The sequence below is a fragment of the Bacteroides sp. genome (assembly GCF_030151085.1).
GTDB lineage: Bacteria > Bacteroidota > Bacteroidia > Bacteroidales > Bacteroidaceae > Bacteroides.
In genome coordinates, this window is sequence record NZ_JASLER010000005.1 from 49,120 (window position 1) to 61,955 (window position 12,836).

Consider the following 12,836-nt stretch of genomic DNA (forward strand, 5'->3'; position numbering starts at 1 on the left):
CAGCACCTTGAGACGAAGAAAGAAAAATAATATATAAAATGACTCACAAATGGAATTATCAACCCATTACATCCGAACAGGCAGAAATAAGCCAACAACTGGCCCAAGATCTGGGAATTAGCCCGATACTTGGGGGATTGCTGGTGGGGAGGGGAATAACGACGGCAGTTAATGCCCGGAAGTTTTTCCGTCCGCAACTACCGGATCTATACGACCCATTCCTTATGAAAGATATGGATGTGGCCGTAGAGCGCCTGAATAAGGCAATGGGAAAAAAAGAGCGCATTCTGGTTTATGGAGATTATGATGTAGACGGTACTACTGCAGTAGCACTAGTTTACAAGTTTATTCAACAGTTCTATTCGAACATTGACTACTACATCCCCGACCGTTACAACGAAGGGTACGGGGTTTCAAACAAAGGGGTAGACTACGCCGCTGAAACCGGTGTAGGTTTGATTATCGTATTAGATTGCGGCATCAAAGCAGTCGATGAAATTGCGTATGCCAAAGAGAAAGGTATCGATTTCATCATTTGCGATCATCATGTACCCGATGAAGTGTTGCCTCCTGCTGTAGCTATCCTCAACGCTAAACGTGTAGATAATACATATCCATACGAACACCTTTCCGGTTGCGGTGTAGGCTTCAAGTTTATGCAGGCTTTTGCTATTAGTAATGGCATTGAATTTCACCATCTAATTCCTTTATTAGATTTACTTGCCGTAAGTATCGCTTCGGATATCGTACCTATTATGGGGGAAAACCGTATCCTCGCTTACCACGGACTGAAACAACTGAATAGCAATCCCAGTGTAGGTTTGAAAGCCATTATCGACGTTTGCGGATTGACGGAAAAAGAAATTACAGTAAGCGATATAGTGTTTAAGATCGGTCCTCGCATCAATGCTTCCGGACGCATCCAGAATGGAAAAGAAGCCGTTGACTTACTGACTGAGAAAGACTTCTCGCTAGCTCTGGAGAAAGCCGGTCAAATAAACCAATACAACGAAACCCGCAAAGACCTCGATAAAAGCATGACCGAAGAAGCCAATCAGATTGTCACCGATCTTGAAGGGCTTGCCGATCGCCGTTCCATTGTGATATACAACGAAGACTGGCACAAAGGCGTTATCGGTATTGTTGCATCCCGTCTGACCGAAGTTTACTATCGACCGGCAGTTGTACTGACACGTACAGACAACATGGCAACTGGTTCTGCCCGTTCTGTTTCAGGTTTTGATGTTTACAAAGCAATTGAGTACTGCCGCGATCTGTTGGAAAACTTCGGAGGGCACACGTATGCCGCCGGCCTTTCTATGAAAGTAGAAAACGTACAGAAATTCACAGAACGCTTCGAAGAGTTTGTTTCACAAAACATATTACCCGAACAGACCAGTGCAGTGATTGATATCAATGCCGAAATCGACTTCAGAGATATTACTCCGAAATTCTTTAGTGACTTGAAGAAATTCAATCCTTTCGGTCCTGACAATATAAAACCGGTATTCTGTACGCACAATGTTTACGATTACGGCACTAGTAAAGTAGTGGGACGTGATCAGGAACATATCAAGCTAGAACTGGTAGACAACAAATCGAACAATGTTATGAACGGCATTGCCTTCGGACAAAGTTCGCATGTACGCTTTATCAAATCCAAACGTTCATTCGATATCTGCTACACCATCGAAGAGAATACCCACAAACGGGGAGAAGTGCAGTTGCAGATTGAGGATATTAAACCGAATTAGAAGAGTGGTAGAGTGATTGACCATCACTCTACCACCCCTTATGACTCCCATCACCATGTACCAAGAGATTCTAAAGCAATATTGGGGCTATGACAACTTCCGTGGTATACAGGAAGACATTATCAATAGTATAGGTGAGGGAAAAGACACTTTAGGATTAATGCCTACAGGTGGCGGAAAATCCATCACTTTCCAAGTACCGGCGCTTGCTAAAGAGGGATTATGCATTGTTATTACTCCTTTGATTGCTTTGATGAAGGATCAGGTACAAAACTTGAAAAAGCGTGGCATTAAAGCACTTGCCATCTACTCGGGAATGAGCAGGCAAGAAATTATTATTACGCTGGAAAATTGTATCTTCGGCAACTTCAAGTTCCTCTATATCTCCCCCGAACGACTGGATACAGAAATCTTCCGTACGAAATTGCAGAAAATGAATGTCTGCATGATTACTGTGGATGAAAGTCATTGTATATCACAGTGGGGCTACGACTTCCGCCCTGCCTACCTTAAAATAGCAGAAATACGAGAATTATTGCCCGGAGTACCCGTGCTTGCATTAACAGCTACCGCTACTCCGGCAGTGGTAAAAGATATTCAGGCCCGATTACACTTTCGTGAAGAGAACGTATTCCGCATGAGCTTTGAGCGCACAAACCTTGCTTATATTGTTCGCAGCACAGAAAATAAGACAGGGGAGCTATTGCATATCTTGCGCCGTATGTCCGGCAGTGCCATTATTTATGTACGCAACCGTCGCCGTACCAAAGAAATCACCGAACTGTTACATAACGAAGATATTACCGCAGACTTTTATCATGCCGGATTGGACAATGCGACCAAAGACATTCGCCAACAACGCTGGCAAACGGGTGAAAGTCGCGTTATGGTAGCTACCAATGCCTTTGGCATGGGCATCGATAAACCGGATGTACGCATCGTTATTCATCTCGACCTACCGGATTCCATAGAAGCTTATTTCCAGGAAGCGGGTCGTGCCGGACGCGACGGGCAAAAAGCATACGCAGTGATTCTTTATGCCAAATCGGACAAAACAACTCTTCATAAGCGTATTCCGGATACTTTTCCTGAGAAAGATTATATAAAAGAAGTATACGAGCACCTGCAATACTATTACCAAATGGCAATGGGCGACGGACAAGATTGTGTTCGCGAATTTAATATAGAAGACTTTTGCCGGAAATTCAAATATTTCCCGGTTCCTGTTAATAGTGCTTTGAAAATACTTACGCAAGCAGGTTATCTGGAATATACAGACGAGCAGGATAATGCTTCACGCTTACTTTTCACAATCCGGCGGGACGAACTCTACAAATTACGGGAAATGGGTGAGAATATGGACAAACTCATTCAAAGCGTATTGCGTTCTTATACCGGAGTATTCACCGATTTTGCTTTCATCAATGAAGACTCGCTTGCCGTACGTACCGGACTTACTCGCAAACAAGTATATGATTCACTTATCCAACTTGCAAAATTGCGAATAGTCAGCTATATTCCACAAAAGAAGACACCTTATATTATATACACGCGCGAACGAGTCGAGATGCGGCACCTCCAAATCCCCCGTAGCGTATATGAAGAACGCAAAGAACGGTACGAAAAGAGAATAAGTGCTATACTGGACTATGCAACCAACGACACCGTATGCCGTAGCCGCATGTTATTACGTTATTTCGGAGAAAAGAACGAGCACAACTGCGGACAGTGTGATACCTGCATCAGTTTAAAGAGTAAAGAAGTTCGCGAGCAACTATCTCCTAAAGAACTCACCGAGAAGATACTTCACCTTTTATCCCAGCAAATAATGTCTCCGGGCACCTTGGCTGAGCACTTGTCTATAGAAAAAGAACCTTTAATCGATCTGTTGCATGAGTTATTGGATAAAGGGCAAGTAATTGCTGTCGACGGAATGCTGCAAATAAAAAAATAATTCATTACTTTTGCCACCGAGATGTGGTTTATCCCCCTTCTCTCCTTTTTTTAATTTTTAATTCATAATTTTCAATATACTACGTATGGGATTCTTTAAATCTTTTTTCTCCGGTAAAACTGAAAATCCGGTGGATGAGAAACAAAAAAACAATCAAAAGAACTTTGAAATATTCAAGTATGATGGCATGCGTGCCCAACGTATGGGACGTGCAGACTATGCCATCAAGTGTTTCACCGAGGCTCTTGCTATTCAAGAGGATTTCGAAACAATGGGTTATCTGGCACAGGTCTATATCCAAACCCAAGAGTTGGAAGAAGGTCGTAAATTACTGGAAGAAATGATAAAAAAGGAACCTCAACATACGTCCACTTATATCACTCTCGCCAATGTTTGCTATATGCTGGAAGATTATCCGGCTATGGCAGAAGCCGCGAAGAAAGCCATTGAAATAGAAGAAGGTAATGCCATGGCACACTACTTACTTGGCAAGGCTGATAATAATCAAGGAGACGGTATCATGTGTGTAGCTCACCTCACCAAAGCCATCGTACTGAAAGACGATTTTATCGAAGCCCGCCTGTTGCGTGCAGAAGCTTTGACAAAGATGCAGCAATACAAAGAAGCCATGGAGGACATTGACGCCATACTGGCACATGATCCCGAAGATGAGAGTGCTTTATTGCAACGTGGCAAAATCAGAGAAGCTACCGGTAATGAAGAAGAAGCGGAGAACGACTATCATCACGTAACTGAACTAAACCCATTCAACGAGCAAGCATTCCTCTATTTAGGACAGCTTTATATCACGCAAAAGAAACTCACCGAAGCCATCGCTCTCTTTGACGAAGCCATCGAACTGAATCCCAACTTTGCCGAAGCTTACCACGAACGTGGACGCGCCAAGCTACTGAATGGTGACAAAACCGGTTCAATGGAAGACATGAAAAAAGGACTGGAACTCAAACCGAAGGATATCCAGAACATCAACGGTCAATTCGGTAACCAGCCGGGAGGAAGTACCGGAAATATATTAGGATTGTAAACCAAACTCCATTACTGATGAAGCATCATCTATTCCTATTCTCACTACTTTTAATAATGCTTGCCCCGGCTTCTGCTCAAAAAGCTGGCGTAAACATCCTCTCCTACAACGTGCATAATTGCATCGGAATGGACAAAGAACAGGATTACCAACGTATAGCCAATGTCATACAGCAAGCCGCTCCTGATATTGTAGCTTTGCAAGAACTAGATAGTGTGACCGAACGCAACAAAGGTATCTATGCCCTCGGTGAATTGGAAAAACTCACCGGAATGCATGGTATTTACGCATCTGCCATTCCCTTTCAGGGTGGTAGCTACGGTATAGGCATATTATCTAAAGAAACTCCGATAAAGCATGAAGTCATCTCCATGCCCGGGAGGGAAGAGAAACGTGCCTTGATAATTGCCGAATTCAAGGACTATGTATTCTGTGCAACGCACCAATCACTTACAGCAGAAGACCAGCTACTCTCCATACCGCTGATACTAAAAGCACTGGAAGGTATCCACAAACCTATCTTTCTGGCAGGTGATATGAATTCCAAACCCAAAAGTAAGCCACAGGAAATGCTGACCAAGCAATTCACTACCCTTAATGATACTGCGGTTTATACCTTCCCTGCGGACTTGCCCAGCCGTTGTATAGATTATATTTATGCATACTCTCAGAATGGCTATCAGTTTGATGTACAACAACAAAAAGTTATTGAAGAAGCCGTAGCATCCGATCACCGTCCGGTTCAAGTAGTTGTTGGAATAAAAGAGAAATAAGTAAAATTGTTACTATCCTCAAAAAAAAACTAGTTTTTTGTTTGTATCTAAAAGAAAAGCATTACTTTTGTCGCATTATTCAATAACAGAGAATACAAGTATGAAGTCGTTTACTTATGCATTTTACTTCTTTTTTTACTTTTACTTTAGCCAGAAAGTAGAGCGGGAGTTTGTATGTATCAAGTGACAGGATGCTTAAGAACTGAATAGAGAACTAAGTAAATATACTGATCCCGCTCCACACGTATGGAAGCGGGATTTTTTTTGTAGCATAATTAAGAAATTAATAAATAGATAATAATGAAAAAGGTAGCCATTCAAGGAACATTAGGTTCGTATCACGACATTGCCGCCCACAAGTACTTTGCAGGAGAGGATATAGAGTTAATCTGCTGTGCCGACTTTGAAGACGTATTTGCAGCTGTAAAGAAAGATAGCAAAACCATAGGTATGCTGGCAATAGAAAATACGATTGCCGGTAGCTTGCTGCACAACAATGAATTGCTGCGCCAGAGCGGGGCACAAATCGTAGGAGAATACAAGTTACGTATTTCCCACAGCTTTGTTTGTCTGCCCGATGAAGACTGGGACGACATTACAGAAGTCAACTCCCACCCCATCGCACTGATGCAATGCCGCGATTTCCTCGCCCATCACCCCCGGATAAAAGTAGTGGAAGGCGAAGATACTGCCCGAAGCGCCGAAGTCATTAAAAATGAGAACCTGAAAGGACATGCCGCTATCTGCTCCAAAGCCGCCGCCGAGCGTTATGGAATGAAAATTCTGCAAGAAGGTATCGAAACAAACAAACATAACTTTACCCGTTTTCTAGTGGTAGCCGATCCCTGGCAAGTAGACGAATTGAACCGTCATCGCAATAAAGATGTTAATAAAGCAAGCATGGTCTTCACTTTGCCTCATACGGAAGGAAGTCTTTCGCAAGTATTGTCCATCCTGTCTTTTTATAACATCAACCTGACAAAGATACAATCGCTGCCCATTATCGGACGCGAATGGGAATATCAATTTTACGTAGATGTAGCTTTCGACAATGTACTGAGATACAAACAATCCATTGCAGCTATCAGCCCTTTAACTAAAGAACTTAAAATATTAGGAGAATATGAAGATGGAAAATCAAACATCTAAAATAAAGCCTGCCGACCGCCTGGCAAGCGTAAGCGAATACTACTTCTCTAAGAAGTTGAAAGAGGTGGCACAAATGAATGCCGAAGGCAAAGATGTTATAAGTTTAGGTATCGGTAGTCCTGACATGCCTCCTTCTGAAAAAACAATCCAAACGCTGTGTGAAGCATCAAAAAACGCAGATGGTCATGGTTACATGCCATATATAGGTATCCCCGAACTTCGCCGTGGCTTTGCCGATTGGTACAAGAAATGGTACAACGTAGAGTTGAATCCTAATACAGAGATACAACCGCTAATAGGCTCGAAAGAAGGTATCCTGCATGTAACACTGGCTTTCGTCAATCCGGGCGAACAAGTATTGGTTCCCAATCCAGGCTACCCCACTTATACTTCATTAAGTAAAATCCTGGGCGCTGAAGTTATTAACTACAACCTGAAAGAAGAAAACGGCTGGATGCCCGACTTCGACGAGTTGGAGAAGATGGATATGAGCCGAGTAAAACTAATGTGGACCAACTACCCCAACATGCCTACCGGAGCAAATGCCACTCCCGAGCTTTATGAAAAGTTGGTTGACTTTGCCCGTCGCAAAGACATTGTCATTGTGAATGACAACCCTTACAGTTTTATTTTGAACGACCACCCTATCAGTATTCTCAGCGTACCGGGAGCTAAAGATTGTTGTATTGAGTTCAACTCCATGAGTAAGAGCCACAATATGCCCGGTTGGCGTATCGGTATGCTTGCTACTAATGCAGACTTCGTGCAATGGATATTGAAGGTAAAGAGCAATATTGATAGCGGTATGTTCCGCGCTATGCAATTGGCTGCCGCCAAAGCACTGGAAGCAGAGCAAGACTGGTACGATGGTAACAACAAGAACTACAGCAACCGTCGCCAATTGGCAGGAGAAATTATGCATGCCTTAGGATGTACTTACGATGAAAACCAAGTAGGCATGTTCCTTTGGGGCAAGATACCCGATACCTGTGCCGATGTTGAAGCACTGACAGAACGTGTACTACATGAAGCCAGAGTATTCATCACTCCGGGATTTATCTTCGGAAGCAATGGAAAAAGATACATTCGTATTTCCCTGTGCTGCAAAGACAATAAGTTGGCCGAAGCACTGAAGCGAATCAGAGAGATGAAGTAATATCTTTACAAATAAGGTATCCTGAATAAAGCCAGATTCCTTTTTACTAAATTTCCATCAAAGATTTACTAAATCTTGGAGGAATATTTAGTAAAAACTCACCCGGTTTTTAGTAAATTTTTCTAGCCCCTCCAGAAGGGCTTCTGAAGGGGTTTGAAGAGATTTGGATAGATTAAGAATAAAATATACAAAAACAAATATATAATTAAGAATATGGAACTCGAATTAGAACCTATCACCCTCCCCGGTGTTGAAAACAAACGTCCTTTAGTAATAGCCGGCCCCTGTAGTGCCGAAACAGAAGAACAAGTAATGAGCACCGCCAAACAGTTGGCAGACAAAGGTCTTAAAATATACCGTGCAGGAATCTGGAAACCGCGTACTAAACCGGGTGGTTTCGAAGGTATCGGTGTAGACGGTTTGGCTTGGCTGAAAGAAGTTAAAAAAGAAACCGGCATGTATGTTTCTACCGAAGTAGCTACAGCCAAACATGTATACGAATGTCTAAAAGCAGGCATCGACATCTTATGGGTAGGTGCCCGCACCACTGCCAACCCTTTTGCCGTACAAGAAATTGCCGACGCACTCAAGGGAGTAGATATTCCCGTATTCGTAAAGAATCCGGTAAATCCTGATCTCGAATTGTGGATTGGAGCTTTGGAACGTATTAACAATGCAGGTTTAAAACGTTTAGGAGTTATCCATCGTGGTTTCAGCAGCTACGATAAAAAGATATACCGCAACCTGCCTCAATGGCATATCCCTATCGAGTTGCGCCGTCGTATTCCTAACTTGCCCATCATCTGCGACCCGAGCCACATTGGTGGAAAACGTGAATTGATTGCCCCACTTTCCCAACAAGCTATGGACTTAGGCTTCAACGGTCTGATTATCGAAAGCCACTGCAATCCCGATTGTGCTTGGAGCGACGCCTCACAGCAAGTTACTCCGGATGTTCTTGATTACATCCTTAACTTACTCGTTATCCGTAAGGAAACCCAAACTACTGAAAACCTCAGTGAATTGCGTAAGCAAATCGATGAATGTGACAACAATCTTATTCAGGAATTAGCCAAACGTATGCGTGTAGCCCGTGAAATCGGTACTTACAAGAAAGAGCATGACATGACCATCTTACAAACCGGACGTTACAACGAGATTCTCGAAAAACGTGGTTCACAAGGAGCACTTTGCGGTATGGATTCTGAGTTCATAAAGCATGTTTTTGAAGCAATACACGAAGAGAGTGTGAGACAACAAATGGAAATCATTAATAAGTGATTAGTGTTTAGTGATTAGTGATTTGTTTATAAATACAGTTGTATAACAAATCACTAATCACTGATCACCAATCATTAATAAAGTTTATTATGCGAATATTAATACTCGGAGCCGGTAAAATGGGCTCCTTCTTTACAGATATATTAAGTTTTCAGCACGAGACGGCCGTGTTTGACGTCAACCCGCATCAGTTGCGTTTTGTCTATAACACTTATCGTTTCACTACGCTGGACGAAATAAAGGATTTTGAACCGGAACTGGTCATCAATGCCGTTACAGTGAAATATACGTTGGATGCATTCCACCAAGTGTTACCAGTGTTGCCCAAAGACTGTATTATCAGTGATATAGCTTCTGTAAAGACAGGGTTAAAGAAATTCTACGAAGAAAGCGGTTTCCGTTATGTATCTTCGCATCCTATGTTCGGACCGACTTTTGCCAGCCTCAGTAATTTGAGCAGCGAAAATGCCATCATTATCAGTGAAGGAGACCATCTAGGAAAGATATTCTTCAAAGATTTGTATCAGACTATGAAACTGAACATCTTTGAGTACACTTTCGATGAACATGATGAAACGGTAGCTTACTCTTTGTCTATTCCATTCGTTTCTACCTTTGTATTTACAGCAGTGATGAAACACCAGGAGGCACCAGGAACCACCTTCAAAAAGCACATGGCTATTGCCAAAGGACTGCTTAGTGAGGATGATTACCTACTTCAGGAAATCTTGTTCAATCCTCGTACTCCGGCACAGGTAGAGAATGTACGCTTGGAGCTGAAGAACCTATTGGAAATCATCAATAACAAGGATGCAGAAGGCATGAAGAAGTATCTGACTAAAATCAGGGAAAAAATTAAATAACAGGATGAGATGGCAGTACAAACCAAAATGTACTGCCTTTTCCTTTTTCCGAAATCACACCAATCTCACCGTTCAGATGTTTCACGATACTCTTACAGAGCGCTAACCCAAGACCCGTGCCTTGTACGTACTCATCCAACTTCACAAAACGGTTAAAAATATTCTTTTGATCCTCCGGTGCAATACCACAACCGGTATCAGCAACATAGAAGTAATAACTTCCATTTTCTTCCTTCTTATACCCCAAAGTGATACTGCCTGCCTCCGTAAACTTCACCGCATTGGAGAGCAGATTCCAAAGTATAACTTGCAAATATTCCCTATCTGTAGTGATAAACCGTTCTGCTTCAACTTCCGGTAATTCACGAATAAATTGTAGCGAACAATTGTGCAGATTAGAATTTCTAACGTACTTCTCCATATCAAGAAAGATATCAGCTACATTGCACTGCATATAGCAGAAGTTAACTTTACCGCCATCAAGTGCAGACAAATCAAGGATATTTGTAATCAAAGCATCGAGCAGACGAATGTTGTGCAAGATAATAGGAGTATATTCATTTCGATCTTTTTCATCATTTAACATTGAAAGAATCATGGAAAAACCAACAATTGAGTTCAAGGGAGTGCGTACTTCATGGCTTATACTGTTCAGAAAACCTCGTGTTTCTTCATTGGCTTCTTCTGCCTTCAGCTTCGCTTCTTCCAGTTTTTTCTCACTTTGTTTCTGCTCATCAATACACAAACTCAGTTCTACCAAGCGGTTAGAAGGTTGAATAAAATACATGTGTTGACGAATCCAATGTTCTTTACCATCAGCATTCAATACTTGTATATCCCTGCAAAAAGGTTCGTTCACTCCTCCTGCACGTACAGTTTCCTGAAATTTTAATAAGGCCTCCCTATCTCCCGCTACTACCCGTTCATAAGTGGGGAATGTACCCGAAACATACGTTTCATTCATATTCTTGCACCAAGAATCGGTAGCCATGCCCACTGCCGACTGGGCATCATAAAATACCACTCCTACCTGTGAAGAATCCGAAGCAAAGCGGAATAGATCTTCAAACCGTTCTTTCTCTTGACGTTCCCTGATAGTCGGAGTCAAATTGACTGCAATAGCCATAAAATAGGAATTATCATTATCTATTTCATGCAACGGTTTAACAATCAACTGATAAACTTCCGATTCTGCAAAGTTAGTTCTCGACAGCCTACCCGCATAATCAAGAGAGACCTCACAATTCACTGTTTTTTGAGATCGTATTTGTTCTTTCAAATCATCACTCAAGTAGGGACTCTCAAAGATATTCTCCAAAAACAAGTCACTATTTCCATCCGATGTTTCCACAGTTCCATTGATAATTCGTAATACACGTTTCCCATTTTCGTCATACAAAGCAAAATCAATGGAACTGTTTTTATAGATTACCTGCAATTTATCGTACAAGCGTTTATACCGCGCATAGTCAGCCTTAATTCTCTTGTTATAGCGGTTGTGACGCCAACTGATAAAGGCATAGCAACATACTAACACTAAAACAAGTATACTCACCAGCAGTTGCTTTTCATATTTATGAACAAAATCGGGAGGAATATGAACATACGTTACCCCTTCTATTTCATCTGCAACCTTAGCCAGTTTGAAACGTTCAACCGCCGTACGGTTCAAAACAATTCCCATCTCCGACAATGTATCAAAAGGAAGAGTCATAATACAATCCCCCTGAACTGCACGTTCCAACAAACCCATTGCAAAATCTGCCGACTTCATTAAATTCAAATAGCATCCACCCACCCAGTAATTATCTTGATCGAAATCGCGTTTGGTCAAGGTAAACAATGGTGTAGTCAAAACATTCGTAAACAATGAATCTATTTCTTTATCACAACGTTTACTGTGTACCCCGCTGATATTCCAGCTGTAAGTCAAGAATGCCCGATGCTCGGCAGGTTCCAACATAACATCATAAATTGAATCCGTATTCAGGAAATTACTTATCATTTTGATGTATTTCACGCCAGGCATTACCTTCTTGACCGTGTTTTCCACTTCCAACTGTGTCTCCATACTTCGGTATGAATTTCTATCCACCCATATCAATTCTTTCAGATCGGGTAACATGCGATGAATCAATTCGAGGTTTTGGAGTATGGGAAGCTTCACGATATTGCCGGAATAATTCATCTTGAAATCAAGTTGATATAAATCTTGTCCCTCCTGAGTTATTCTGGTGACTGCAATCATCGAATCCTTTTTGGCCATCTCAATAAAAGGATCTTTAAGTGGCAGCGATTTGCCCACTATAAAATAATCGCGAATACCTAATTTTGAGTCGAAACGGAATGGCCTTTCGGGATACCATCCATTAGCGGAAATTGAATCTTTTACCGCACATAACACCATAGGAATTCTCCGCCATTTTCCTAACTGTACTATATAGGAAATGTAGTTCATAAAACCTTCCTCACCTATCCAAACGAGCGCATCCGGTATATCATCTTGTACGAACAATGAAACAGTCTTTAAGTCTGTAGCCTTTACAGAAGTTTGCGTACGTTCGGCATACCCCCATATAATAGATCGTAAAGTCAGTGCGCTTGCAGCAGTATAAACTGCGCTTTCCGTTCTCAAATCGCCGGAATAAACCATCCAATCCGGATGAATTTTAAGAATCTTTCTTTCTAAGCTATCGGCAATGTCTTTACTCCATTTAATATGTTCACCATAAGAATTGATAATGAGTATTCTTTTCCCTACCGAAGTTTCTGCCGGAGCCGCTACTGCTACCGTTATTCCTAAGAGTAACAGAATGACAGACACGCTATAGAAAATCCAATTCCTCATATATATATTCCAA

The 12,836-nt window shown here is 41.8% G+C and carries 9 protein-coding genes; 8 read left to right on the forward strand and 1 reads right to left on the reverse strand.

Annotated elements, in window-relative coordinates; all coding sequences use genetic code 11:
• Positions 1 to 38 precede the first annotated feature (38 nt).
• The 8 genes from recJ to Q1W14_RS01495 all read left to right on the forward strand — a co-directional run bounded on the left by recJ (position 39) and on the right by Q1W14_RS01495 (position 9,975).
• The gene (gene recJ / locus Q1W14_RS01460; protein WP_300698558.1) at positions 39 to 1,754 is read left to right on the forward strand and encodes a single-stranded-DNA-specific exonuclease RecJ; all 1,716 of its coding nucleotides are present in this window, start codon (positions 39 to 41) and stop codon (positions 1,752 to 1,754) included.
• A 55-nt stretch (positions 1,755 to 1,809) separates the two neighbouring features.
• Entirely contained in the window at positions 1,810 to 3,708 is a 1,899-nt protein-coding gene (locus Q1W14_RS01465) for an ATP-dependent DNA helicase RecQ (protein ID WP_300698560.1), read from the forward strand.
• Between the two features lie 85 nt (positions 3,709 to 3,793).
• Positions 3,794 to 4,753 carry a tetratricopeptide repeat protein gene (locus Q1W14_RS01470; RefSeq protein ID WP_300698562.1) on the forward strand — a complete coding sequence of 320 codons (960 nt, stop codon included), beginning with the start codon at positions 3,794 to 3,796 and terminating at the stop codon, positions 4,751 to 4,753.
• A gap of 17 nt (positions 4,754 to 4,770) precedes the next feature.
• Positions 4,771 to 5,526 (forward strand): endonuclease/exonuclease/phosphatase family protein, encoded by a 756-nt coding sequence (locus Q1W14_RS01475; protein ID WP_300698563.1) that lies wholly within the window; start codon positions 4,771 to 4,773, stop codon positions 5,524 to 5,526.
• Between the two features lie 300 nt (positions 5,527 to 5,826).
• Positions 5,827 to 6,675 carry a prephenate dehydratase gene (locus Q1W14_RS01480; RefSeq protein ID WP_300698566.1) on the forward strand — a complete coding sequence of 283 codons (849 nt, stop codon included), beginning with the start codon at positions 5,827 to 5,829 and terminating at the stop codon, positions 6,673 to 6,675.
• Complete coding sequence (locus tag Q1W14_RS01485; RefSeq protein ID WP_300698568.1) at positions 6,650 to 7,831, forward strand: aminotransferase class I/II-fold pyridoxal phosphate-dependent enzyme; 1,182 nt, start codon at positions 6,650 to 6,652, stop codon at positions 7,829 to 7,831. The genes Q1W14_RS01480 and Q1W14_RS01485 overlap by 26 nt, the downstream gene beginning before the upstream one ends.
• A gap of 213 nt (positions 7,832 to 8,044) precedes the next feature.
• Complete coding sequence (locus Q1W14_RS01490) at positions 8,045 to 9,112, forward strand: bifunctional 3-deoxy-7-phosphoheptulonate synthase/chorismate mutase type II (protein ID WP_300698570.1); 1,068 nt, start codon at positions 8,045 to 8,047, stop codon at positions 9,110 to 9,112.
• Between the two features lie 89 nt (positions 9,113 to 9,201).
• The gene (locus Q1W14_RS01495) at positions 9,202 to 9,975 is read left to right on the forward strand and encodes a prephenate dehydrogenase/arogenate dehydrogenase family protein (protein ID WP_300698572.1); all 774 of its coding nucleotides are present in this window, start codon (positions 9,202 to 9,204) and stop codon (positions 9,973 to 9,975) included.
• On the opposite strand, the gene Q1W14_RS01500 is transcribed toward Q1W14_RS01495, so the two are convergent.
• Positions 9,968 to 12,823, reverse strand: a complete 2,856-nt coding sequence (locus Q1W14_RS01500) for a HAMP domain-containing sensor histidine kinase (RefSeq protein WP_300698573.1) — start codon at positions 12,821 to 12,823, stop codon at positions 9,968 to 9,970. The two genes, Q1W14_RS01495 and Q1W14_RS01500, sit on opposite strands and share 8 nt — an antisense overlap.
• Positions 12,824 to 12,836: the final 13 nt, after the last annotated feature.